This window comes from Ruegeria sp. BE10, assembly GCF_056538905.1.
The window spans coordinates 176833-202427 of sequence record NZ_JBQFTX010000007.1; the positions used below are offsets into that span (position 1 = coordinate 176833).

At 59.0% G+C, this 25595-nt stretch carries 21 protein-coding genes; 12 read left to right on the forward strand and 9 right to left on the reverse strand.

Annotation, left to right across the window (positions count from 1 at the left end):
- Positions 1 to 11: 11 nt before the first annotated feature.
- The 7 genes from melA to ACR0M2_RS16045 are packed head-to-tail and all read left to right on the forward strand — an operon-like array spanning position 12 to position 8126.
- Positions 12 to 1352, forward strand: a complete 1341-nt coding sequence (gene melA / locus ACR0M2_RS16015) for an alpha-galactosidase (RefSeq protein WP_480705988.1) — start codon at positions 12 to 14, stop codon at positions 1350 to 1352.
- Positions 1353 to 1376: 24 nt separating this feature from the next.
- Entirely contained in the window at positions 1377 to 3086 is a 1710-nt protein-coding gene (locus ACR0M2_RS16020) for an IlvD/Edd family dehydratase (RefSeq protein ID WP_480705990.1), read from the forward strand.
- Entirely contained in the window at positions 3086 to 3853 is a 768-nt protein-coding gene (locus ACR0M2_RS16025; protein ID WP_480705992.1) for an SDR family NAD(P)-dependent oxidoreductase, read from the forward strand. Before ACR0M2_RS16020 ends, ACR0M2_RS16025 begins: the two co-directional genes overlap by 1 nt.
- 4 nt (positions 3854 to 3857) lie before the next feature.
- Entirely contained in the window at positions 3858 to 4751 is an 894-nt protein-coding gene (locus ACR0M2_RS16030) for a 2-dehydro-3-deoxygalactonokinase (RefSeq protein WP_480705993.1), read from the forward strand.
- The gene (locus ACR0M2_RS16035) at positions 4748 to 5353 is read left to right on the forward strand and encodes a 2-dehydro-3-deoxy-6-phosphogalactonate aldolase (protein WP_480705995.1); all 606 of its coding nucleotides are present in this window, start codon (positions 4748 to 4750) and stop codon (positions 5351 to 5353) included. Before ACR0M2_RS16030 ends, ACR0M2_RS16035 begins: the two co-directional genes overlap by 4 nt.
- Positions 5350 to 6210 carry an SMP-30/gluconolactonase/LRE family protein gene (locus ACR0M2_RS16040; RefSeq protein ID WP_480705996.1) on the forward strand — a complete coding sequence of 287 codons (861 nt, stop codon included), beginning with the start codon at positions 5350 to 5352 and terminating at the stop codon, positions 6208 to 6210. Before ACR0M2_RS16035 ends, ACR0M2_RS16040 begins: the two co-directional genes overlap by 4 nt.
- Positions 6207 to 8126 carry a beta-galactosidase gene (locus tag ACR0M2_RS16045; protein ID WP_170349912.1) on the forward strand — a complete coding sequence of 640 codons (1920 nt, stop codon included), beginning with the start codon at positions 6207 to 6209 and terminating at the stop codon, positions 8124 to 8126. Before ACR0M2_RS16040 ends, ACR0M2_RS16045 begins: the two co-directional genes overlap by 4 nt.
- 3 nt (positions 8127 to 8129) lie before the next feature.
- Here ACR0M2_RS16045 and ACR0M2_RS16050 read toward each other — a convergent pair whose 3' ends face one another.
- The 6 genes from ACR0M2_RS16050 to ACR0M2_RS16075 form a co-directional block, all read right to left on the reverse strand.
- Positions 8130 to 9254, reverse strand: a complete 1125-nt coding sequence (locus ACR0M2_RS16050; protein ID WP_170349913.1) for an ABC transporter substrate-binding protein — start codon at positions 9252 to 9254, stop codon at positions 8130 to 8132.
- A gap of 71 nt (positions 9255 to 9325) precedes the next feature.
- Positions 9326 to 11290: a beta-galactosidase gene (locus tag ACR0M2_RS16055; protein ID WP_480705998.1), complete on the reverse strand. Its 1965-nt coding sequence runs from the start codon at positions 11288 to 11290 to the stop codon at positions 9326 to 9328.
- Entirely contained in the window at positions 11287 to 12930 is a 1644-nt protein-coding gene (locus ACR0M2_RS16060) for an amino acid ABC transporter permease (protein WP_480706000.1), read from the reverse strand. Before ACR0M2_RS16060 ends, ACR0M2_RS16055 begins: the two co-directional genes overlap by 4 nt.
- A gap of 65 nt (positions 12931 to 12995) precedes the next feature.
- Positions 12996 to 13745, reverse strand: a complete 750-nt coding sequence (locus tag ACR0M2_RS16065; protein WP_480706002.1) for a basic amino acid ABC transporter substrate-binding protein — start codon at positions 13743 to 13745, stop codon at positions 12996 to 12998.
- Positions 13746 to 13767: 22 nt separating this feature from the next.
- Positions 13768 to 14814 carry a LacI family DNA-binding transcriptional regulator gene (locus ACR0M2_RS16070; RefSeq protein WP_480706003.1) on the reverse strand — a complete coding sequence of 349 codons (1047 nt, stop codon included), beginning with the start codon at positions 14812 to 14814 and terminating at the stop codon, positions 13768 to 13770.
- On the reverse strand, positions 14814 to 15566 hold the full coding sequence (locus ACR0M2_RS16075; RefSeq protein ID WP_226689450.1) for a sugar phosphate isomerase/epimerase family protein: 753 nt from the start codon (positions 15564 to 15566) through the stop codon (positions 14814 to 14816). Before ACR0M2_RS16075 ends, ACR0M2_RS16070 begins: the two co-directional genes overlap by 1 nt.
- A gap of 206 nt (positions 15567 to 15772) precedes the next feature.
- On the opposite strand from ACR0M2_RS16075, the gene ACR0M2_RS16080 reads away from it, so the two are divergent.
- From ACR0M2_RS16080 to ACR0M2_RS16100, 5 genes are all read left to right on the forward strand, one after another.
- Positions 15773 to 17863 carry a family 1 glycosylhydrolase gene (locus ACR0M2_RS16080; protein ID WP_480706005.1) on the forward strand — a complete coding sequence of 697 codons (2091 nt, stop codon included), beginning with the start codon at positions 15773 to 15775 and terminating at the stop codon, positions 17861 to 17863.
- 38 nt (positions 17864 to 17901) lie between these two features.
- Positions 17902 to 18828 carry a carbohydrate kinase family protein gene (locus tag ACR0M2_RS16085; RefSeq protein ID WP_170349921.1) on the forward strand — a complete coding sequence of 309 codons (927 nt, stop codon included), beginning with the start codon at positions 17902 to 17904 and terminating at the stop codon, positions 18826 to 18828.
- Positions 18829 to 18845: 17 nt separating this feature from the next.
- On the forward strand, positions 18846 to 19517 hold the full coding sequence (locus ACR0M2_RS16090; RefSeq protein WP_170349922.1) for a D-lyxose/D-mannose family sugar isomerase: 672 nt from the start codon (positions 18846 to 18848) through the stop codon (positions 19515 to 19517).
- A 145-nt stretch (positions 19518 to 19662) separates the two neighbouring features.
- Positions 19663 to 19920 (forward strand): hypothetical protein, encoded by a 258-nt coding sequence (locus tag ACR0M2_RS16095; RefSeq protein WP_170349923.1) that lies wholly within the window; start codon positions 19663 to 19665, stop codon positions 19918 to 19920.
- Positions 19921 to 19930: 10 nt separating this feature from the next.
- On the forward strand, positions 19931 to 20404 hold the full coding sequence (locus tag ACR0M2_RS16100; RefSeq protein WP_170551961.1) for a hypothetical protein: 474 nt from the start codon (positions 19931 to 19933) through the stop codon (positions 20402 to 20404).
- 3 nt (positions 20405 to 20407) lie between these two features.
- Here the strand turns inward: ACR0M2_RS16100 and ACR0M2_RS16105 are convergent, their stop codons facing one another.
- Genes ACR0M2_RS16105 through ACR0M2_RS16115 form a run of 3 tightly spaced genes read right to left on the reverse strand, consistent with a single transcriptional unit; the run spans position 20408 to position 25375 of the window.
- A complete protein-coding gene (locus ACR0M2_RS16105) occupies positions 20408 to 21580 on the reverse strand; it encodes an acetate/propionate family kinase (RefSeq protein ID WP_480706007.1) in 1173 nt (390 codons plus the stop codon).
- The gene (locus tag ACR0M2_RS16110) at positions 21573 to 22967 is read right to left on the reverse strand and encodes a bifunctional enoyl-CoA hydratase/phosphate acetyltransferase (protein ID WP_170412335.1); all 1395 of its coding nucleotides are present in this window, start codon (positions 22965 to 22967) and stop codon (positions 21573 to 21575) included. Before ACR0M2_RS16110 ends, ACR0M2_RS16105 begins: the two co-directional genes overlap by 8 nt.
- Complete coding sequence (locus ACR0M2_RS16115; RefSeq protein ID WP_480706009.1) at positions 22964 to 25375, reverse strand: DUF3141 domain-containing protein; 2412 nt, start codon at positions 25373 to 25375, stop codon at positions 22964 to 22966. Before ACR0M2_RS16115 ends, ACR0M2_RS16110 begins: the two co-directional genes overlap by 4 nt.
- Positions 25376 to 25595: the final 220 nt, after the last annotated feature.

Consider the following 25595-nt stretch of genomic DNA (forward strand, 5'->3'; position numbering starts at 1 on the left):
GAGTTCGCCTTATGACCAAGATCACCTTTATTGGTGCGGGTTCCACGATTTTCATGCAGAACATCGTGGGCGATGCCCTGCTGACCCCTGCGCTGGCCGACAGCCACTTTGCATTGATGGATATCGACGCCGAACGCCTGGCTGAAAGCGAGGCGGTCGCCCGTGCGATGATCCGCTCGGTCGGATCGGGTGCGACCGTATCCACCCATAATGACCGCCGCGCGGCGCTGGACGGGGCGGATTTCGTGATCACCGCCTTCCAGATTGGCGGCTATGAACCCTGCACAGTCACCGATTTTGAAATTCCCAAGCAGTACGGTCTGCGACAAACCATAGCTGATACGCTGGGCATTGGGGGCATCATGCGCGGCCTGCGCACGGTTCCTGTTCTGTGGGATGTGGCGCGAGACATGATGCAGTTGTGCCCGAATGCAACCCTGTTGCAATACGTCAACCCAATGGCGATCAACACTTGGGCCCTGGCCGAGCAATTTCCAGCGGTGAAGCATGTTGGCCTCTGCCACTCGGTCCAGAACACGGTCGAAGAGCTGGCCCATGATCTGGACCTGCCTAAGGACGAGTTTCGCTATAAGGTCGCTGGCGTTAATCACGTCGCCTTCTTTCTGCGGTTGGAACACCAGGGGCGCGATCTCTACCCCGCATTGCGGCAGGGATACGCAAGTGGTCAAATACCCAAGGCACCGCTGCTGATGCCACGTTGCCCCAACAAAGTCCGGTATGAGGTAATGGACCATCTGGGCTATTTCTGCACCGAAAGTTCCGAGCATCTGGCGGAATACGTGCCGTGGTTCATCAAGGACGGGCGGTCGGACCTGATCGAGCAGTTTTCGATCCCGCTGGACGAATACCCCACCCGCTGCGTCGAACAGGTGGCCAGTTGGAAAGAACAGGCCAAGACCCTGACCGACGGGCGCAATATTAATGTCACCCGCAGCCATGAATTCGCCGCCGATATGATGAACGCCATCGTCACCGACACGCCCTACGTTGCCTATGGCAACCTGCCCAACACAGGCCAAATCCCGCAATTGCCCTTGGGGGCTGCGGTTGAAACCCCGTGCTTGGTGGACAGCAACGGTGTGCAGCCCTCGGTGGTCGCGGACATCCCACCGCAGTTGATCGCGCTGATGCGCAGTCAGATCAACGTGCAAGAGCTAACGGTGCGTGCGCTGGTCGACCGGAACCCCGAATACATATATCACGCCGCCATGATGGACCCGCACACTGCCGCCGAACTGGACCTGCGCCAAATCCGCAACATGGTTGATGATCTGCTCATCGCCCATGCCGATTGGCTGCCGGACTGGTGCAAACCCGCAAAAGCCGCCTGACCCCAAGAATAGAAGGCAGAACAAATGACTAAGAAACGCCGATCACAGCACTGGTATGGCAAGCTGGACAAAGATGGGTTCATCCACCGCTCGTGGATGAAGAACCAGGGCTTTCCAGACCACGCGTTCGACGGGCGCCCCATCATCGGGATCTGCAACACATGGTCGGAACTAACGCCCTGCAACTCGGGCCTGCGTGACCTGGCCGAAGGGGTCAAACGCGGCGTGTGGGAGGCCGGAGGTTTTCCGGTTGAGTTTCCGGTCATGTCGCTGGGCGAAACGCAGATGAAACCCACCGCCATGCTGTTCCGCAATCTGTTGGCGATGGATGTTGAGGAATCGATTCGCGCCTATGGTATCGACGGCGTTGTCCTGTTGGGAGGTTGCGACAAAACCACACCGGGTCAATTGATGGGTGCGGCCTCGGTTGATCTGCCGTCTATTGTGGTCAGTTCCGGCCCGATGCTGAATGGTAAATATCGCGGCCAGGATATCGGGTCAGGCACAGACGTCTGGAAATTCTCTGAAGCCGTACGCGCAGGTGAAATGACCCTGCAGGATTTCATGAGTGCGGAATCCGGAATGTCGCGCAGTGCGGGCGTTTGCATGACGATGGGCACGGCCAGCACAATGGCGTCGCTGGTCGAAGCGATGGGCATGAGCCTGCCCACCAACGCCGCCCTGCCCGCTGTCGACGCCCGTCGCATGGCGCTGGCACATCTGACCGGCAAACGGATTGTCGAGATGGTGGACGAAGATCTCAAACCCTCGGACATCCTGACCAAGGAAGCGTTTGAAAACGCCATCCTGGCCAACGCCGCCGTGGGTGGATCGACAAATGCGGTGGTTCATTTGCTGGCATTGGCAGGCCGCGTCGGAGTCGATCTGACCCTGAAAGACTTCGAAATCGGTTCAGACATTCCCCTTTTGGTGAACTGCATGCCCTCGGGCAAATACCTGATGGAGGATTTCTGTTACGCAGGCGGCGTTCCCGTCGTTCTGTCCGAGCTGAAACCCTTCCTGCGGCCCGCGAAAACGGTTTTGAACAAGGATATCTCGGCCCATTATGAAGGGGCTGAATGTTTTAACCGCGACGTCATCCGCCCCTTTGACGATCCGGTGAAACCCGCCGCGGGCCTGCGCGTGCTGCGCGGCAATCTGGCCCCGAACGGCGCCATAGTGAAACCCTCGGCCGCGACGGACGCGCTGTTGGAGACCGAGGCCGAAGTCTACGTCTTTGAGAACATTGAAGACCTCAAGGCCAATATCGACCGCGACGATCTGCCTGTCACGGCTGAGACCATTTTGGTGCTGAAAGGCTGTGGCCCCAAAGGGTATCCCGGCATGCCCGAGGTCGGCAATATGCCGATCCCCGCGCGGCTGGTGAAAGAGGGTGTGCGCGATATGATCCGCGTCTCGGACGCGCGGATGTCAGGCACAGCGTTCGGCACTGTAATCCTGCATGTCAGCCCCGAGGCGCAGGCGGGTGGCACATTGGCACTGGTAAAAACCGGCGACCGCATTCGCGTATCCGCCAGCAAGGGCGAGCTGGAGTTGCTGGTGGACCAAAAGAAACTGGACGCCCGGCGCGCAGCATGGCAACCCGACGCCCCGCATTACACCCGCGGATACGCGAAGCTTTATATTGATCATGTGCTGCAGGCCGATCAGGGCGCGGACCTTGATTTCCTTGTCGGCAAAGACACACGCCTTGTGACCAGAGAGAGCCACTGATGGACCAACCCGCCACTTTCCACGATTTGAACGGTGCATCCGTCTATATTACCGGCGGCGGCTCGGGGGTGGGCGCCGCGCTGACGGATGGGTTTCTGGCCCAAGGCGCAAACGTTGCCTTCATCGGTCGTTCGGACGCCAGCGATTTCGTCGAAGAGATGCGCGACAAACACGGCCGCGCGCCATTGTTCATGCAAGGCGACATGACCGATACCGAATTGCTGCACGCTACCATGCAAAAGGCGGCCGAGGCCCATGGCCCCCTGAACGTGCTGATCAACAACGCTGCCAATGACAAACGCCACGCGCTTGAGGACACTACATCCGAGTTCTGGGACTGGATGATCGAAGTGAATCTCAAGGCCTATTACTTTGCCTGTCAGGAAGCCGCGCGCCAGATGCAGGACAAAGGGGGTTCAATCGTCAATTTCAGCTCGATCAGCTACATGATGGGCAATTCCGGTTATCCGATCTACACCACTTCAAACGCCGGGATCACCGGGATGACGCGATCCTTGGCGCGCGAGCTTGGGCCGCAGAACATCCGCGTGAATGCGCTGGCTCCGGGCTGGGTTCTGACGCAGAAACAGCTGGACATGTGGGCCACGCCCGAAGATCTGGCCGCGCATTTGGACCGTCAATGCCTGAAAGAACACCTGACGCCCGAGGATATGGTCGCACCGACCTTGTTTCTGGCCTCGGACGCCAGCCGCGCGATGACCGGGCAATGCATGGCCGTCGATGGCGGCGTTGTCGTAACGGGGTAAAGCCATGAATACGGAATGGATTGCAGTCGATTGGGGAACCTCGCATCTGCGGACTTGGGCGATGCAGGGCGATGCGGTGCTGGATCAGGCGCAGTCGGTCAAAGGCATGGCGCGGGTGGACAAAGGCAGGTTCCAAGCCGCGCTGTTCGAACTGATCGAAGGCTGGTTGGGCACGGCGCCGCTTGAAGTGATCGCCTGCGGAATGGTGGGCGCGCGGCAGGGCTGGGTCGAAGCCCCCTATTCCGCCGTTCCGTGTGAGCCAACGCCGGTTGCGCCGTTTCGTGTTCCCGGCACCGACCCCCGCATTCGCGCCTTCGTGGTGCCCGGTCTGAAACAAACCGCACCACCCGATGTCATGCGCGGCGAAGAAACCCAGATCGCCGGGTTTCTGGCCTCGCGTCAGAACTGGGACGGGGTTATTTGCCTGCCTGGGACCCATACGAAATGGGTGCAGGTCAGCGCCGGAGAGGTTGTCAGCTTTCGCACCTTCATGACGGGCGAGATGTTCGATCTGCTGGGCGGGCAATCGGTGCTAAAACACTCGATCGGCGAGGGCTGGGAGGATGCCGCCTTTGCCGAGGCCACGGCCGATGCGTTGTCGAAACCTGAACAACTGGCGGCGCGCCTGTTTGGCCTGCGGGCCGCTGATCTGCTGCAAGGGCAGGATGGCGGCGTTATTCGGGCGCGGCTGTCAGGTTTTCTGATCGGCGCGGAATTGGCGGCCACCCGCCCCTATTGGTTGGGTCAGCAATTGGCAATCATCGGGGCCGAGAGCCTGTCGGAAGTTTATGCCAAGGCGCTACAACAACAGGGCGCGTTTGTAGAAACCGCCAACAGCACGAAATGTACCCTGGCCGGTCTGCAACAGGCCCGCAACCTCACGAGGCAAACCGCATGAGCCGACCCATCATCGCCATTTTGCGCGGACTGGCCCCCTCGGACGCAACGGACGTTGGACGGGCGCTGATCGACGCTGGCATCGACAAGATCGAAGTGCCGCTGAATTCACCCGATCCGCTGGCCTCGATCGCCGTTCTGGCCAATGAGTTCAGTGATCGTGCTTTGATCGGGGCAGGCACGGTTTTGACGTCCCAGCAGGTCGACATGGTATCAGAGGTCGGCGGTCGTCTGATCGTGTCACCGAATTGCGACCCCGAGGTGATCTCGCACACACATCGGCTGGGGCTGGAAAGCTGGCCGGGTATTTTTACCCCGACCGAAGCTTTCGCCGCGCTCCAAGCAGGGGCATCAGGGTTGAAACTGTTCCCCGGAGCGCTGGCAGGACCAACAGGGTTGGCGGCCTTACGTGCGGTGCTACCTACAGGCACGCAGGTTTATGCCGTCGGCGGGGCAGGCCCCGAGAATTTCGACCTGTGGATCAAGGCAAGCGCTGATGGGTTCGGCATCGGATCGGCGCTGTTCAAACCCGGCATGACCGCCTCGGAAGTCGCAGAGCGGGCGACCCAAATCGTCACCGCCTACGACAAGGCCGCTGGATGAGCATCGTCTACGACAACCGCGCCTGTGAACTGGGCGAAGGGCCGTTGTGGCACCCGGAACGGCAACAGCTGTTCTGGTTTGACATCCTGGGCAAACGTCTGATGACACGGGACGGCGAAGCGCAGCGCAATTGGCAGTTCGACGAACATGTCTCGGCCGCGGGCTGGGTAGACCGGGATAGGCTGTTGATAGCCTCTGAAACGGGCCTGTGGCGGTTCAACCTGCAAAACGACCAGAAAGACCTGATCGCCCCACTTGAGGCGGACAATCCGGTCACGCGCTCAAATGACGGGCGTGCGGATCCTTGGGGTGGGTTCTGGATCGGGACGATGGGTAAAACCGCCGAACCCGGTGCAGGCGCGATTTATCGGTATTGGCGGGGGGAACTTCGGCAACTGGTGAACGATGTCACGATCTCGAACGCGATCTGCTTCGCCCCGGACCGGTCTTGCGCCTATTACACGGACACGGCCACCAAGCAGGTCATTCAATGGCCGCTGAATTCCGAAACCGGCTGGCCCAAGGGCGACAGCACGGTATTCCTGGACCTACGCGTCGACGGTTTGAACCCCGACGGCGCCGTGGTTGATGCGAAAGGCAACCTCTGGATCGCGCAATGGGGTGCAAGCCGTGTTGCAGCCTATACACCGTCAGGACAGTTCCTGACGGCCATCCCATTTGAAGCCACCCATGTGTCATGCCCCGCATTTGGCGGCAACGACTTGACCACACTCTACTGCACCACTGCCCGCGAGGGGCTGGACGAGGACACGCTTGCTGCACACCCTACCAACGGTATGACCTTTGCCGCCCCCAGCACGGGTACTGGGCAGGCCGAACACAGAGTCATTCTATGAAGCCCGAACTTGGTGTTTGCTACTATCCCGAACACTGGCCCGAAGAAATGTGGGCCACGGACGCCGCGCAGATGGTCGAAACCGGCCTGAGCTGGGTGCGGATCGGTGAGTTTGCCTGGAGCCGGATGGAGCCAACTCCGGGTGATCTGCAATTCGACTGGTTGGACCGAGCGATTGAGGTGCTGGGGGCTGTGGGCCTTAAGGTTGTTCTGGGCACGCCGACAGCAACGCCGCCCCGATGGATGCTTGAGAAACACCCTGACATGCTGGCGGTGGATGCTCAGGGGCAGCCGCGCAAATTCGGTTCACGCAGGCACTATTGCTTTAGTCATCAGGGATATATCGCCGAATGCGCCCGCATTGTCCGGCTCATGGGCGAACGGTATGGGCGCAACCCGCATGTCGCCGCCTGGCAGATCGACAACGAATATGGCTGCCATGACACGACCGTCAGCTACAGCCAGCCTGCCTTGCGAGAGTTTCAGCGGTGGCTGGCCGATCAATATGGCTCGGTCGACGCTCTGAACGCCGCCTGGGGCAATGTGTTTTGGTCGATGGAATACGCAGGTTTCGATCAGATCGACCTGCCCAATCTGACTGTGACCGAACCCAACCCAGCGCATGTTCTGGCCTTCCGCTGGTTCAGCTCGGATCAGGTGGTGATGTTCAACAAAGCGCAGGTTGATGCGTTGCGGCCACTGACCGACGCGCCACTGCTGCATAATTATATGGGTCGGGTTCTGGATTTCGATCATTTCAAAGTCGGTGCGGATCTGGATATCGCCACATGGGACAGCTACCCGATTGGGTTTCTCTCAGACCGCCTTGAGGCGGACGAGGCCCATAAAGCCGCGTTCCTGCAACAGGGCGATCCGGATATGCAGGCCTTTCATCACGACCTTTATCGCGCCGTTGGGCGCGGGCGCTGGTGGGTGATGGAACAACAACCGGGCCCGGTGAACTGGGCTCCTTATAACCCTGCCCCCCTGCCCGGCATGGTGCGCCTGTGGTCGCTTGAGGCGGTGGCTCATGGGGCCGAAGTGGTCAGCTATTTCCGCTGGCGGCAGGCTCCGTTCGCGCAGGAACAAATGCACGCTGGCCTTTTGACACCGAACAACACACCCGCCCCGGCACTGGCTGAGGCACGTCAAACCGCAGTTGATCTGGCCGAGCTTGGCGCGCTGACGCAAACGCAGGCGGACGTCGCGATTGTGTTCGATTATGCCTCGGACTGGGCCTGGGCGACACAACCGCAAGGGGCCGGGTTCAACTATTTCCGGCTGGTTTTTTCAGCCTATCGCGCGCTGCGGCGGGCCGGGCTTTCGGTGGACTTCATTGCGGCCTCGGAAACGCCCAAGACCGGTTACAAACTGATCCTCGCCCCCGGTCTTGCCACGCTGGATGACGATCTGGAAACCCGCCTGACTGAGGGTTGTGATCTGGCCATCCTTGGCCCCCGTACAGGCGCGATCACTCGCGATTTCCAAATTCCAACCTCAGGCCGCCCGGGCCTGTCCGGGCTGGATTGCGGAGTTGATCTTGTGGAAACCCTGCCCCCCAACGTGCAGCGTGATGTTAACGGAGGTGGCGCGGCGCAACACTGGGTTGACCGCCTCTCTGGAGATGCCCCAGACCTTTTGACCTTTGTTGATGGCACATCTGCCCTAAAAGGCGAAAACGGTCTTTGGTACCTTGCGGGTTTCCCGGATGAGGCTCTTTGGGACAGGGTCATCTCGATGGCCGCCCAAACGGTCGACATGACCTTGCATGCAATGCCCGAGGGCCTGCGCCGACGGGAATCCGAGCAGTATATATTTCTGATCAACTACACCGCCGCACCCGTCCTTTGGAACGGGCACGAAATCGCAGCGTGTGACGTCGTCATCCTACCAAATGGTCCACCCGCACAGGGGTAATGCTCAGGCGTTTAAAAATTTCTCGACAAATTCGGCCCGTGCTTTGGCATACCAGGGAGCTTCGGCCAGCCACGGGTTGAGGTTGGCCAACGCGTCGCCCGGATAGGCCTCGGCAAAGTTCTTTCTGAACTCATCGCCCGCGAAATCCTCGGCGCCCAGTACGGCTGTGTTATATCCGTTCACTGCAGCGGCAGCTCCGGCTGGCTCAGGTCGGTACAAATAGTTGATGAACGCATAGACCTGTTCGATGTTTTCCGCACCGACTGGCATTGCAAGACCATCCACCCACGCCATCGCTCCTTCGATCGGAGCCTGATAATTCACCGGTTCCCCTGCTGATTTCAAAGCCAGCGGCGGCCCGTCCCATGTTTGCCCCACAACCACGCCGCCATTCAGCAAGCCGTATTTCTGAGTTTCAGCATCGTTCCAAATCAGCTTGATCCGATCCCTGCGTTCAATGCACCAGTCCGTGATCTGGTCCCAGACCCTGCGCATGGTGTCTTCGTCGTCGTAGGCATCCCAGACGGACTCGGGCTCCATCTCACCCAAGCGTTCCAAATACAGACCCGCACACAGCATCATAGAATGCGCACGACCCATGGTCATACCGGCATTTTCTTCCGCCCAGACATCCCCATAGGATGGAGCGTCACCTTCGGGCGACCACAGATCGGTACGGTAGGCTATGCCCTCAGTCCCCCAGATATGCGGCAGCCAGTGCGCTCCGCTTTTGTTGAAATTCCAAGCGTCGGTCCCAATTCTAACCATGGAAGGGTTAACCGCGTCCAGGTTCACCTTATCCAGATCAAACGGTTGCAGCAGGTCCAGCGGCGCCCATTGCAAAGACCGCATGTTGGTAGGCGCGACAAGGTCAAACCCCTGGCCATTCGACGCAGTCATCATGTTGAGGATTTCTTCGTTCGATCCGATCCCGATATGATTGACCCTGATCCCCGTTTCCGCTTCGAACCCTTCCAGGAACTCAGGCGGCAGGTAATCCGACCACATCACCACGTTGATCTCACCCGAAGAGGCCAGCGCGCTTTTGCTGTAAAGCGGAGCCGCCAAAACAGCCGCGCCCGCGCCTTTCAGCATCGAGCGTCTGGAAAGGGTTTTCCGTTCAGCCATTTTGATTCTCCTGCTATTGAGTTGTTTTGCAGCCTTCTACTTGCTGCCAACAGGAATGTGGACTGGCAAGATCACGTGTCCCGCCAGATTGAAACCCCATAGGGTGGGATTTCAGTGCCCCCAACCAAATAGGCATGTGGTTCGTCAGTCGGTAATGACAACCCATCTGCCCCGAAATTGAAGGCAAATTTCAATCCTCCGCGACGTGTGATCCGCAGATCCGGTCCGCAATCCGTGACGGGAAGGCCCGCCCAGCTTAACGCGTCCGAAAGTATGGCATGCAGCAATTGGCCGCGTGGGATCATTGCCAGATAGATCGCTCGGTCCGAGCGTACAATCGCCGGGCTGCCATCCCGGTATGCGCTGCTAAACTCTGCCGTTACCATTCCGCTGGTGTCGATGATTTCCCGCCAACCGGTGAAGTCATACGTCGTTCCGTCCTGCAAGCGCACCGATTCCTGCGCCAGTTCTGGTAGCGATTCCACCCGCAAGACCGTCACACCGGTAAGCTCAGCCAACGCTCCGGGCGCAAGGTTGTGCGGTGTGTGCATGTCGGGTGTCTTGCTGCCCGCGCGCGCGCCGATCAGCAGTTTCGCCCCACTGTCCCGCAGTTTAATGGCCAGATCGTATGGAACGATCATGCTTTGCGGGACAACAATCAGGGCATACCCGTTCAGCTCATCTTGTGGCCCCACAAAATCCAGATCGACCCCAAGCGCGCACAGCCCGGCATACCATTCGCGGATGATCTGAGCATTTGGGAAGGCATCGTCATGCGGCAGGATATCCGCCGCCCAGATGGATTCGTAATCCAGGATTATGGCCACCTGCGCCCGCTCACGTACCACGGCGGGCAACAAGTCGCGCTCTGCCGCGACCTGCGCCAATTCCACGGCGGCCTGATCCGGGCTGCCGTCCGAACGCAACAATGCTGTGTGATACTGTTCCTGCGCAAATTTAGCCTGTCGCCAGCGAAAAAACATCACCGCCTGCGCGCCATGCGCATAGGCTGCCCAGGTCCACAGTCGCACCATCCCGTCCGCGGGTGAGGGGTTTTTCTCGGCCCAGTCCACCGGGCCGGGTTGCTGCTCCAACACCCACATCCGCCCCTTGCCTTGAGAGCGATACAGATCGCAGTGAAACCCCTGATAATCCGGCGCGCCAGTCCGCAAATAGCGGTGCTTTTCGTCGTCAGACAGGGTCGAGCCCAACAGATTTCCTAAGGGGTAACTGTCGAAGCCAACAATATCCAGATCGGCGGCAACGGCATGGTGATCGAACTCAAAACTGCCCGCCATGAAATTATGGGTGATGTCCCGACCCGGCGCGTATTGACGCAGCACATCCACCTGCGCGCGGTTGAAAAGCCGCACCCGGTCCGAGGAGTATCGCGCAAAATCCAGTGCATGGGTTGGGTTGGGGCTGGCCACCAGCCCGTTGGGCAATTCGATCTGGTCAAAGCTGGAATAGGCAGATCCCCAGAACACGGTCCCCCAAATTTCATTCAGTATCGCGATCGACCCGTACCTATCCGCCAGCCACCGCTGGAATCCGACCCGCGCCGCATCCGAATAGCTAAGCACCGTGTCGTGATCGTTATATTCATTGTCGATCTGCCAAGCGTGAACATAGGGGTTCTGGCCATAACGACGGACATATTCGGTGGCAATCCGGCGGGCTTCGGTCAGATAGAAATCGCTGGAAAAGCAATAGTGCCGCCGCGATCCAAACCTTCGCACGCGCCCGTCCGGCCCAACTGGCAGAATTTCCGGATGTTCGTCGATCAGCCATTTCGGCGGGGCGGCGGTGGGCGTGGACATCATCACGCGCAGGCCTGTCTCGCCCAGAATGTCGATCACCTCATCCAGCCAATCCCAGTGGAAAACGCCGCGCTCCGGTTCAATCAGGCCCCAAGTGAATTCGGCGATGCGCACCCAATCCAGTCCCATCTCGACCATTCGCTGCGCGTCTTCACGCCAGAGCGACCGGTCCCATTGTTCGGGGTAATAGCAAACCCCAAGTTCCAACCTGCTCATCGATCTTCCCTTGCCGTGCGGCGTTCGATCCATTTGAGGAAGCTGGCGCAGCCCAACGTGATCACCACATAGAGGATTGCGGCTGTATTAAACGGCGCAAAGGGCAGAAAACTGGCGGCCTGAAATTCGCGCATCCGCTGGGTCATATCGCGGACTGACAGGATCGACAGCAGTGAGGTATCCTTGATCATCGCAATGAACTCATTGCCCAAGGGCGGCGTGACGATGCGCAGCGCCTGCGGCAGGATGATCAGCCGCGCAGTTTGCCAGCGCGAAAGACCCAGCGAGCCACCAGCCTCGATCTGACCTCGTGGGATGGCCTCGATCCCGGATCGGAAAATCTCGGCCATATAAGCGGAATAGCCGACCGAGATCGCGATGATCCCGCGAGTCATATTTGTCATATCGATACCGCCACCCGTGGCATCTTTGACCGCCCCAGCCAAAGGCAGACCGATATAGAGGATGATCACTAGCATCGGAATGCCACGGATCGTGTCCACGAAGAACTCGGCCCCTACGGCCAGCGGATGCAGTTTGTGCTGCGCACCGCCAACCGTCAGCGTCAGCAACAAAAAGCCGAACACGGCAAAAGCCAGCGCCGGGTTGCGGTATTGATCTGGCAGAAATTGCGTCTGCCAGATCACCGGATAGCCCTTGGTGTTGGCACCGACCGGGACAAAGGCGCCCGACACGCTGTCGACGGTTTCGATCTGTTCCACCGCGCTGGCAGCGTTTGGGGCGCTACGGATGCGGTATTGTTGGTCTTCGCCCCCGTCGAATTCACCAAACCTGATGATGTCGGCCTGCGCCTGTGGGGTGCCGCGCACAATGCCTATGCGCGCATCCAGCGTACCTATCAGTTCGTATTTGACCTGTGGCTGCGTGAAGAAAAACGCCGATACACCCAGCAAAGTCAGGCTGATACAGCCATAGACAACAGTCGTGCGCGCCTTGGGTTTGAACGATTGCAGCCCGACCCAGATCAGCCCCAGAATGGCGGCGAAGATATAAGCAAAAATGGCGGCGCGAAACGTGATCGCCACTCCGGTTGCAAATTGCCAATGGGCCATAAACATCAGATAGAACAGCGCGGCCCCGGTCAGGATTTCAAACCCAAGCTGAGCAAGTCCCCGCGCCCTGACGGGCAACCGGCCCGACAGCAAAATACCAGCAACCACAAGCGCATAGATTAGCAGTAACACCTGAAGACCTGCCTGAACCTGATCAACAACGTCTGGAAAGAGTACCCAAGTCTGCGCGGAGCGGTCGATCAAGGTCGAAGTATTTTCGCTGAGCGCATGAAAGAAGACGGACTCGGCAAATGGCATCAGCACCTGCGGCGCGACGAAAACCAAGACCGCCAGCGCCAACGCTGCGGGCAAGGCCGCCCATGCCGAGATACGCACCCAACCCGGCGCCGTCTGAAACCGCGCGTTTCGGGCGCAGAGATATCCCAGAATGGCCACCGCAAGAACCAGCAGGAACCCGACAAAAATCGGGCCGGCATTATTCCCGATCCCGAGAATTGCGATCAAAGAGCGCAGGTATTTTGAAGAGGTAGCGAACAGGTAGATAATGAACGGGGCCGCGGCGAGCAGAACAAGATTGCTCGGGCGGATCGAGCTTAGACGCTTCATGGGACCTCACTGCAAACAGGCGGCCCGGTTGCCATCGGCACCGGGCCGTTTCGGATCGGACAGGTTTATTCGGTGCCCCAATATTTGCCGACCAACTTGTCCAGCGTGCCGTCGGCCTTGATCGCTGCCAGCCCTTCGTTGATGGCGTCGACCGTAGCGTCGCCTTCCTGAAACACGATACCCAGCGGGTCGGATTGCAGGCCGGTGATGCCCACGGTCAGCTCACCCGCAAACTCCTGCTCGTATGCGGCGGCCGAGGTGCCGTCGATGATCACACCCTGCACATCCGCATTTTGCAGTGCCAGGATCGCGGCAGAGAAGTTGTCATACAGGCTGACATTTTCGCGCCCTACTAGATCCTCGGCCAATTGCGCGTTGGTGGTACCGGTCTGCGCCGCCAGCTTCTGACCACCGGCTTTGAAATCCTCAAGCGTCATGTCCGCATTGTCGACCTGGAGCAGAATGGCCTGACTGACCACAATGTAGGGTTCTGAGAAATCCATCGTCTCTTCGCGTTCCGGCGTGATTGAGACGCCCGAGATCACCAGATCGAACTCACCCTGCTGAAGCGCGGCAAAGATGCCGTCCCATGCGGTGTTGACGAAATTCGGGACGCAATTGACCCGTTCGCAGATCGCATTCATCACATCCACATCGAAACCCACGATCTGACCGGTCGTCTCATCGACAGTCTCCATTGGCGGATAGGTGGCGTCAGTTCCGATTTTCAGAACGCGCCCGTCCATGTCGGCAGCAAAAACTGCGGGGGCTGCTATCGCGGTCACGACCGCTGCGGCCAGTAGATTTTTAAACATCTTCAAGTCCTCCTGAGTTGGTTTACGTGGTGGGCGCCCTTTGCGGCGCGGGGGTGTCAGGTTGGCGCTCGATCAGCGTGGCCCTGATCTTTTTCTGGGTCTCGGACGGGTCGCCCCCTTCCAAAGCTTTCAACATATACTCGCCCAGAAGACGGCTGGTTTCTTCGATGGGCACATAATAGGTGCTGGGCGGGGGTACGAAATATCGGCTAAGTTGCAGGTCATCGGTGGAAATCACCACTATGTCCCGGCCAATCTGCACACCCGTAGCATGGGCTGCGGACAAAACGCCTAGTGTCATCGCCTCATTCGCGCAGATACAGGCCGTGGGTCGGTCGCTTAGCTGCATCAGAGCCTCAAAGCACAACTGCCCAGTACGAGCGGTTGTAGGGCCATTGAAAATCAGCGCTGGGTCAGGCGCAAGGCCACCATTGGCCAACGCCTGTTCGTATCCGGTTTGACGTTGTGCTGCATAGATCAGTTCGGCCGGGGGGTTCACCAAGGCAATACGTCGGTGCCCCAATCCCACCAACCGCGCGGTGGCGTCAAACGCAGCCGCCTGACTGTCGAAATCGACATAGGCATGGGCTGTCTTGCTGTCGCTCATACCCATGGTCACGAAGGGAAAACTGTGTTGCTGTAGAAAGGCGATGCGCGGATCGTCCTGCAATGTGCCCGAAAAGATGACACCATCGGCCAAACCGTCCTGAACAATCCGCGCCAGAACGGCCATGGCATCCGGCAGATCGGCCACGTTGAACACAGACATCTCGTATCGCGAACCCTGCAAGGACACCGAGATACCGGCCAGAATGCGGGTGAATTCTACCCCTTCCCATTCCTCTGCTGCGTCAGGTGACACGCTGACCAGCACCGCGATACGGTAGGATTTGTTGGTGCGCAGCTTCAAACCGTCCATATTGACACGGTACCCGAGACGCGTGGCTACAGCCTGAATCTCTTGGCGTGTTTCTTCCCGAACTGACGCAGCCCCCCGCAGCGCGTTCGAGACGGTGCCAACAGAATAGCCCGTCTCCTTGGCGATCGACTTGATCGTTGCGCGCGCCATTATCCGACCACCGAAGACATCTGTCCCATCAGACACTTTCGCCCCGTCCGCAACGTCTCGGCGTGGTCGGGCGTTTCATCGTGTTCGACAAACAGATCGCTGCAGGGGCTGTCATTCAGAATGCGCAACAGCCGGGGCCAATCGACCACACCCTGCCCCAGATTGCGCCAGCGATCATCACCCTGCCCTGAAGCCGGTTCTGCATCCTTGGCGTGTACTGATACGATCCGCCCCGCGTACCGCTGCAACACCGCGGCCGGTTCCGGCACCGAGACGGCCAACCATCCGATATCGGGCTGCCAATGCAGCGTGTCATGCGCCAAGATCAGGTCCAAAGGCGATTCTCCAACAGGGCCAACCAGATCAAAATCATGGTTGTGATAAGCCAGTCGAACCCCCTGGCCCGCCAATCGCGCCGCCCAGGCAGAGAGTTGGTCTGCTACATCCTGCCATCCCGCGACCGTGTCAGGGCGGGCCTGAGGCGCCAGCCATGGCATCACGGCAACCGGGCAGTTCAAAAGATCAAGCAGGGTCAGAATATCGTCAAACCGGGTTTCGAATTCTTCCCAATCGAAATGCGCCGACCGGACGGTCAGGCCCGACTGCGCAACTTGCAACGCCATGTGTTTAGGGGACAGATCGTGAAATCCAACCGTTTCAACATCCGCAAAACCGCAGGCGTGGATCAGATCCAACTGCGCAGCCAGACCCCCGAGCTGCCTGACGGTATAAAGCTGTGCCGCTATACGCATCTGCTTACTGGATGTCCCTCGATTGAAACGTTTCAATAACGTTGAAGCAGCAACACCCCTTTTGTCAAGATTCGGTCCAAAGGGGCTGGTATTTCGCCAGAAGTGCTGACAAAACACTCTAATCCATCGATGATACCGCTAACATATGGAATGCATCGGGCCGAACTGTTAGGTGGCGGCCCAACCGGCGCAAACAGGTTTTGACCATGAATTATACCCGCTCCGATTTCCCAAAGGATTTCCTCTTTGGCGTGGCAACCTCAGCGCACCAGATCGAACAGGAATTCGATCTGGTACACGAAGTCGGGTTTGACAGTTATCAATTTTCAATCAATTGGGCCCGCGTTCTGCCCGAAGGGCGCGGGGCGATGAACGAGACCGGGCTGGACTTTTACGATCGTCTGACGGACGCGCTGTTGGCGCGTGGCCTTCGACCGTGCGCAACACTGAATCAGTGCGAATTGCCTGCGGCGCTGGCAGATCTGGGCGGATGGCGGAATCGCGCCATCGCCGATTGGTTTGCGGATTTCACCGAAATCATTATGGAGCGCGTCGGCGACCGTATGTACAGCGTTGCGCCGATCAGCATCCCGGCTGGCATTGGCAGGTTGCGCAATTTCGCGTATCAGGCGCCCGACCCTGACAATACCCGCGCCATCGCCCGGACAAGGCATCACATGCTATTGGCCCATGGGTGTGCCATCGAAGCGATGCGAGGATTAGGCATGACCAATCTTGGGGTTGTGTTCGATCAAACACGCGCGGAACCGTCCAAGGACCCCAACACCGATCTGCTTGGTGACATCCTCAATCGGTTCTGTCCGGCTGGTGTGTTCAACAAGACCTACCCTGCAACGGCGCTTGAATCGCTGGAGCGTCATCTGCCGGCAAGCTGGCAGGGCGACATGGAAACCATTGGAACTGGCGTTGATTGGTGCGGTCTGACCTTTGACACGCATTGGCCATCTGCTGTGGACCTGAGCCGTTTTCAGCACGACTACACCCAAGACAGGCCTATCTTTGTCACCGGTATGGCTGGCCGCAAAACTTCGCACGGGGATGGGTGGGGTAACGATCTTACCCAACACCTATCGGCAGTGCAGGACGCGCTGAAACAGGGTGTTCCGGTGAAGGGGGTGTTTATCCGGTCTGTGCTGGACCGAGGCAATTGGGCCCCTTACGACGCTGAACCGAAAGACGTGGTCGACACAGTCTCTAGTGCGCCAGAAAGCAAACCGAAGGTGTCGTATAACATCCTTAAACCCGTCCTGTCTGGTGGCGCGGTGTCATTGCCTCTGGCTCAACCACCTGGTGCCATGCGCGCGCATTGGAACTTGGTCGCGGATATCGGCGGAACCAATACGCGCTTGGGCGTAATCGCTGACGGAAAGCTGACCGATCTGCGCAAATACCCAACCGGCACCCTGCCAGAATTGCTTAACGCCTTTCACACCCTGCGCGATGAGATCGGCACCGATCCACGCGCCGTGGTGGCCGCCGGGGCCGGGCCTGTGAAGAACGGGACGATCCGCCTGACGAATGCAAAGCTCGACTTATCCGAGTGTGATATCGGCAAGGCCACGGGCGCGCAGCATACCTTTGTCATCAACGACTTTACCGCCGCTGCTTGGTCGGTGGCCGAAATCACAGGCGATGATGTCGAGGTGTTGCAAGGCGCCGCGACCCCACCCCCTGGCACCCGGTTGGTTGTCGGTCCCGGCACAGGTCTTGGGGTTGGGGCGTTGCTCTATTCTGAGGGCCGGTATCACACTGCATCTGGTGAAGGCGGCCATATCGGCCTGTCACCGCGCCATGTGGATGAGGTCGAGATTTTCAAAGCCGCCCGGCACATCGCGCCGGATTGTTTCTTTGATGAAACTTTGGTGCTTGAGGCGGAAATGTTCCTTAGCGGCACAGGTCTGCCGATCCTGTACCGTGCGGCCGGTATGGCCGCCGGACAGGCCGACACGCCAATGCGCAGCGCCAAGGACATTCTTGATGACGCGCGCACGCAGACAGACCTGATCGCCGAAAAAACGGCGCATATGTTCACCACCCATCTGGGCGCAGTGATGGGTGATCTTGCCGTCGTGCTGATGCCTGTGGGCGGTGTGTTCCTTGTGGGTGGCGTGGCCGAGAAAAACCGCTGGCTCTTCAAGGAAGCCTTCCGCGATGCGTTCAACGCGGGCGGGCGGTTTACCGATTTGCGAAGGTCAATGAGCCTGTATGTTTCGGAACAGGACGAATTTGGCATTGTTGGCGCTAACAATTTCTGTAAAAGTGCGCTCGCGCGTTAATATGGCCGCCTGATCCCACAAGACAGAAAGGACCCGGCATGATCCTGTGCTGCGGTGAAGCCCTGATCGACATGATCGCCACCCCGACCATTTCGGGCGGTGATGGATTTGTGCCCCATTCCGGTGGCGCGGTCTTTAACACTGCCATTGCCTTGGGGCGGCTGGGGTCGCCGGTTGGGCTGCTGACCGGTCTGTCTTCGGATATGTTCGGAGAGCAACTGACCGATGCCCTGAAGACCAGCCATGTGGATGCAAGCCATGTGATCCGAGCAGATCGCCCCACGACGCTGGCCTTTGTGCAGTTGAAGGACGGGCACGCCTCTTACAGCTTTATCGACGAAAACTCGGCGGGTCGCATGCTGATGCCCGAGGATATGCCGGATCAGCTCCCCGCTATTTCGGCGCTGTATTTCGGCGGCATCAGCCTGGCCTGCGAGCCTTGCGCCGACGCTTACGCCGCATTGCTGGACCGGCAAGGGGCGGATCGGGCGGTGATGATTGATCCCAATATCCGGCCCGATTTCATCAAGGATCAAACCCGGTATCGCACCCGTCTGAACCGGATGATCGCACAGGCGGATATCGTAAAGGTCTCGGACGAGGATCTGGATTGGATCATTCCCGGCCCGGAAAGCATCACTGAGAAAGTGCCGCTGTTGCTGCAAGCCGGGCCTGCCGTGGTTATTGTAACGCGTGGCGGTGACGGCGCGTCAGGCTATCTGGCGGACGGGTCCGAAACCTCAGTCCCCGTTCGACCGGTTCAAGTTGTCGATACCGTCGGTGCAGGTGACACGTTCAACGCCGGTGTGCTGGCCGAGCTGGAGCGCGGTGGGCACCTGACCAAAACCGCGCTGCGCACCCTGAGTACCGAAAACCTGCGCGCCGCTTTGGCCAAAGGCGCAGAGGTTGCAGCCATCACCGTTTCCCGCGCCGGGGCCAACCCGCCCTGGGCGCACGAGCTTTGAACCCCAAAGAGATCTAAATGAAACGTTCTGACATCAACGCCATCAAAACCGAAGCCGAGGCCTTTATACGCTCCTTCGGTGCGGTCCTGCCCCCCTTTGCCAATTGGTCGCCTGACCAAATGCGCAGTGACAAAGCCGCAGGCATTCGCGAACGCGGGCTGGGTTGGGACATCACCGATTACGGGCAGGGTCGCTTTGATGAGTTGGGCCTGTTCCTGTTCACCTTGCGCAACGGCGATGTGGGTGATCTGAACAGTGGTCGGGGCATGCTCTATGCCGAAAAGCTGCTGGTGTCGCGAGACAAACAGCTGTCGCCAATGCACCGCCACATTGTGAAAGCCGAAGACATCATAAACCGCGGCGGTGGTGATCTGGTGATGGAGATCTATGCCTCGGACCCGCAAGGCGGTATCGACCGTGAAAATCCTGTTGTCGTGCCCAGCGACGGTTGCCCCGTCACAATTCGGCCCGGTGAGTTGCTTCGCTTGAAACCCGGCGAAAGCGTCACTCTGATGCCCGGCATATGGCACGCCTTCTGGGCCGAACAAGGCGATTGCCTGATTGGCGAGGTCTCGACCGTCAATGACGACCGAACCGACAACGTGTTCGAAGACCCGATCCCGCGCTTTGCAACCATCGAAGAAGACGTCGCGCCGGATTTCCTGTTGGTCGCGGATTACTACGCTTGATACGCAGTTTTCAGGCTGACCTGACCCGCAAAATGATAAGTCCCTTTTCTTAAACCGGAAAAACGCATTAACATGGGCTGCGAAACCGTGGGTGGGGGTTCCAACCCTGACCTGTTACAGCAACAACTGTTAGGGGGCCGGTCCAATGGTCACGAAAGCTGAGCTTGAAGCGCAAGTTGCCGATCTGCGCCGCCAACTGGCCGAGCAAACTGCGACCCGTGAACAGGCACAAAGGCCGGAACCACACGATACTGTGGCCGACAGGATTGCCGAGAACATCGACAACTGGACCGGACAGCTTGAAGAAGCCCTGACCGAGTTGGAGGATCTGCCGCACAAAAGACCGATCCTGTTTGCGCTTGGCATTTTTACGCTTGGCTATCTGCTAGGCCGATCCCGGTAGGAGCCTGAACATGAGCCGCATTTCCCGCAATATCTCGATCATTCTGCGCGCCGAACGGTTGATTGCCCAACGCCATGTTGCCGTGGCCGCACGGCGTACCGGCTTTTACGCTGCGGCGGGGCTGGCCGTGGGGCTGGCTGTCATCATGCTGAACGTGGCTGGTTTTTTCTGGTTGTCAGCAACCCTGTCCAAACCGCTGGCCGCGCTGATCATGGCTGGGGCCAACCTGTTGCTGGGTGTGATCCTGGTTCTGATGGCCAACACGCAGAACGCGCAGGCGGATACGACAGCCGCGGTCGAATTGCGCGATATGGCACTGTTAGATATCGAAACCGAGATCAAAGACACTCTGTCCGACGCACGTAACACCGTGACAGGCATCCGGCGCGACCCGCTGGGTGCCCTGACACCCGATGTTATCAGCGCCATTCTGAGTACGCTGATCAAATACGCCAAGCGTCGCAAAGACAAACCCGAGCAATAGCGACTATTGCACCATCCGGGCGGCGGCGCGGGCGATCACCATCTCTTCGTTCGTGGGAATTGCCAGAATGCGCACGCGGCTGAAATCGGTCGACAGAACCGTGCCATTGTCGGCGTTCCTGTTGGGATCCATTTCAATCCCGATCCAGCGCATCCCGTCACAAACCCGCTGACGGATCTGCACTGCATTCTCACCAATGCCGCCCGTGAACACCAGCGCGTCCAACCCTTCCAGCGCAGCAGACATGGCGCCAAGCTCTCGGCGAATGCGAAAGACATAATAATCGATCGCTTTGCGTGCCTCGGGCGTTTCGGCGGCCAGCAGGGTGCGCATGTCCGATGACATCCCCGACAGGCCCAGCAGGCCGGAATTACGATAGAGCATGTCGGCGATTTCATCCGCGCTCATCCCTTCCTGCTGCATCATGTACAGCACGACACCCGGGTCCAGCTGACCGCTGCGGGTGCCCATCGGCAGGCCGTCCAATGCGGAAAAACCCATGGTCGACGCCACAGCCCGCCCGCCTGACACAGCACACATCGACGCGCCATTGCCCAGATGCGCGATGACAACGCGGCCATCATACAGGCTGGGCGCGGTTTCTTTCAGCTTTTGCGTGATGTAGTCATAGCTCAGGCCGTGAAAGCCGTACCGGCGCACGCCCTTGTCATAATAGCTCTGCGGCAGGGCGAAGGTATCGTTGACCCATGGATGGGTGCGGTGAAAGGCGGTGTCGAAACAGGCCACCTGAACCGTGTCTGGAAAGGCGGTGCTGGCTGCACGGATACCGGCCAGACTGAATGGCTGGTGCAGCGGCGCATAGGGGATGAACCCGGCCAGAGTATCCAGAACCTTGTCGTCGATCCGCACGGGTTCGGAATACACCGTCCCCCCATGCACAACCCGGTGACCTATGGCGCGGATTTGGATGTCCGGCAGATATTCGCGTGTCATGTCCAGAAAGGCGTGGATTGCCTCGTCATGGCTTTGGGTATCCGCCAGCGCCTGGTTGATCGAGCGGCCCCCGGCAGATTCCGCCAACAAGCGCGGCGCATCCCCCAAGCGTTCGATCTGGCCGTGCCAACGCATGCTGGGGCGATTGCCTTCGACCAGTTCATACAGCCCGAATTTCAACGAAGACGACCCGGCGTTCAGCGCCAGCACATAGTCAGCCATGAATTTTACCCTTATTTGCCTGCGCATGCAGCGCCGCCACCGCACAAGAAGCCAACCGCGAGGCATCATCATCCGCTCGGGACGTCAGAATGATCGGGGCGGCGGCACCTACCACAATTCCCGCTGCCTCGGCATGGGAAATGTAAGTCAGCTGTTTGGCCACCATATTGCCAGCTTCGATATTCGGGGCCACGAGGATATCCGCCGCCCCGGCGACGGCGGACTTGATGCCCTTTGTTCGCGCCGCCTTCAGATCAACCGCGTTGTCCATCGCCAGTGGGCCATCGACCAGTCCACCGGTGATCTGACCCCGCTCGGCCATTTTCGACAACAGCGCCGCATCCACAGACGAGGGCATATGCGGGTTGATCGTCTCAACCGCCGACAAGACGCCAACCTTTGGTGTTTCTATCCCGATCGAGTGTGCCAGATGGATGGCATTCTGCACAATGTCTGCCTTGGTCTCGAGGTCCGGAGCGATGTTCACGGCCGCATCCGTCACCATGATGGGCCGTGAAAAGCCCGGCACGTCCATAACAAACACATGCGACAGGCGACGGCCTGTCCGCAGACCTTTGTCCCGACGCAGAACCGCTCGCAGCAAAACATCGGTGTGCAAATGCCCCTTCATCAGGGTTTGCGCCTTACCTTCAACCACCAGGTCCACAGCGCGATGGGCCGCATTTTCATGACTGCGGGCTTCAATGATCTCGAGACTCGACAAATCGGCCTTCAACTCGGCGGCTGCGGCAGCGATTTTGCCAGGATCACCCAGAAGGATCGGCGCAATAATACCCTTGGAATGCCCTAGCAAGGCGCCGCCCAGCGAGTTCGGCTCTTCCGGGGCGATCACGGCTGTGGGCATCGGATCCAGAGGCTTTGCCTTTGCGATCAGCGCATCGAAATGGCGATGGCGCTGAACGATCAAGCCGGGCACGTCAACCGAGTCAAACGTCAGGTGTTTGGCTGGCGGCGTCACTTGCACCTCACCACTGAGGATCAGAGCATTGTCGCCCACGCGGCGCACCTCGGTCGCACAAAGCAAATCACCGTCGTCCCGCTTTTCGGTCACGGTCAGCGTGGCGGTCACCTCGTCATCAGCCAGAACAGGCGCATGAAAAGACAGGTTCGCCGACCGCGCCTGGGTGCCCGCGCCGGGCAGGATATTGCCCAAAATTGCCGCAATCAAACCGGCAGGCCACAGGGCTGGGGCCACTGCCTCGGGGTGGCCATCGCCATCGCCATCATATCCCGCCAGATGCAATGGGTTATGATCGCCCGAGGCCGAGGCAAAGGCATAAAGATCATCGACCGTACATAAGCGCGTCACCTGCGCCACGTCCCCGACCTTGATCTGCGTGTAGGTGCGGTTTTCCGTTATTTTCATTTCTGTTTGGCCTTGTTCGCAGCAGCCGAACTGCGCCCTTTAGGTTTGGACCGAGTTCCGGTTTTCTGTTTGATCTCAGCAAGATCAAGCGTGTCGTATAGCGCTTGTGCCATCTCGACAAGCTCAGGTGAAGGGTTCGGAAATTCACCCAGAACACGCTTGAGCAGATCAACCGCCTGTTTTCTGTCAGCAACCCGCGGCAACAGGTCGGGCAACGTATCTATCGCACCCTGTTCGTCAAAAGTGACGATCACTGTCTGTTCGCGCAACATGCGTTGGCGGTCTTCGACGGTGAGATCCCTGAACGGGGCCTCATGTTGGAACACATGCGCCCAGCGATGCAGAATTTCAGCCCGAAAGCTTTGGTTACTTGAGGCCAGCAACAGCAACAACCGGATCACGGCCTCGGGCTGCCCGCCCTGTTTCATATGCGCCAATGCTGCCTCAACCTCGGGCAGGGCTTTCAGGGTTTCAGGATCAGGCAAGGTACGGTGGGCAGCGTTCTTCTTGCCGAACCACGCGGCCAGCGGACCACCCCAAAGCGCATAGAACATCCCTTCATACCAGGCATCGCGCAGGTCTCGACTCAGATCCATGGCCTGTTCGATCCAGTCGCCGGTCAGCTTTTCCATCTCAAGAAACGGGTTATCAGCTGTCGCCGGGGCGCGCAGTTCGCGCGTCATCCCGGCCAATTGCGCAACCCCCTTCGTCATCGGATTGTCCGAAGACATCGCCGCGCGTTGAACGCGCAGAGGGTGCAGATCACGCAAAGCCTTTGCGCCCATCGGTGTCGACACGGACCGCACAAAAGGACGCCCGAAGGTTTCATACGCATTCGCCTGCACTTCGGACATATGGGCCACCGCAGCAAAGCTGGCCTCATCCTGCTGGCCGTCGTCTAACGCGGCTACATCCCCGAGTGTGCGGTCATAGAACCGAACCTCGAACTGTTTATCCTGGCCTTCGCCTTGGGTGTTTTCGATCACCATCTCGTAGAGGCCTGGTGCCATTGCTTCGACCGTTTCCAGGGTCGACGCCATCTGCGTATGTTCCTTACGCGCCACTTTGGACGAAACAAAAATGCCCAGATGGCCAACCTCATCATGCAACATGTAGATGATCCGCTGACCGCGCAGACGGATTTCCTCTTCATCTGTGTATGTGGCGGCAATCCAGTTGAGTGCCTGCTGGGGCGGTGTGATGTTGTCACCTTGGCTGGCAAAGACAAATATCGGGCCTTTCACCGCCTTGATGTCGATCGGCACGCCCGGTTCCAACTGCGCGGTGTTCTTGATCAGCCGATTACCAACGAACAGCTGCTCGACGATCCAGTGAATCTCGGCCTCGTTCAAAAGGAAGTAACCGCCCCACCAGCGCTCGAAATCAATGAAGCGTTTCCGACCGCCGTCAGGGTCGCGGTAGAGGTCGAAATATTTGCCGAAGTAATTCCGGCTGGGGTTCAGTTGCTCGAAATTCATCACCAGATTGGCGCCATCGAACATGCCCGCACCAATGTCCGACCAGAACATGGGTTGCCAGGTGCCACCCAGAACACCGGCGTTATATCGCATCGGATTTTCCCCTACCTCGCCCGACCATGGTGCAATGGGGGCGCCATTCAGGATCAGCGGTCCGGTCAGATCCGGGTTGCAGGCGGCCATCAGCAAAGTGGCCCACCCACCCTGGCAATTGCCGGTCACGACCGGCTGCGGGCTGTCGGGATGGCGCGCGCGGACAGTGCGCACGAACCCGGCCTCGGCATGCATGACGTCGGCAAGGGTCTGCCCCGGCACAGGGTCTCGCCCGAAACTGACGAAATAAACCGGATGCCCTTTTGACAGGGCAACGCCAACCTGACTGTCTGGTTTGAATCCACCGATGCCGCCGCCGTGACCGGCACGCGGATCGATGATGATGTAGGGACGCCGGGTGTCGTCAATGGTTACACCTTTGGGCGGCAGGATGCGCAGCAGTTGGTAATTGCAGGGGCGTTTCAGGGTCGCCCCGTCGACGATGACCTCATAGTCATAGATCAGCACTGGCGGGCAACCCGCGGCTTCATGCTCCAGAAAAGCATCTCCGCGTTCACGCAGCGCGTCCATGGTCAGCACCACGCGCTGGGTGGCGTCTTTCAGATAAGCTGTCCAATCGTCGACAATCGATTGCGAACGCGCAATGCGCTGCGAAACCTCGGCGAAGCCCTGCATCAGATCTCGGGTCCGCTCTGAATGCGTTTCGATAATCCGCGTCGATTGCAGCCGGGCGGATTGGGACAACAGGGTCCATTGTACGCCGGACCGATCCAAAGCGCGGGTTACGATATCAACCGTTCGGTCCTGAGCCGCAGCCGCATTTTCAGCCGTCTCGGACCGAAGGTTCAACGAGGTCTTCTGCACATTGGTCACCATGAGCCTGTCCTCTAACCATCGAAAACACATGCGCCACCACCGTGAAATTCTGCCAGTGGCCGAGTCGATTTCTGCGACGCAGCATAGTTTGTTTCGAAATGATACTCAAACCCAACTCTGCGCCGCGCCGTCTTGGTTCTAACCGTTGGTGCAGCCACCGCCTGAGCGACATTGGACAACTTCAACTGTCAGGTGACTGGCGAAAAGGCGAAAAATAAAT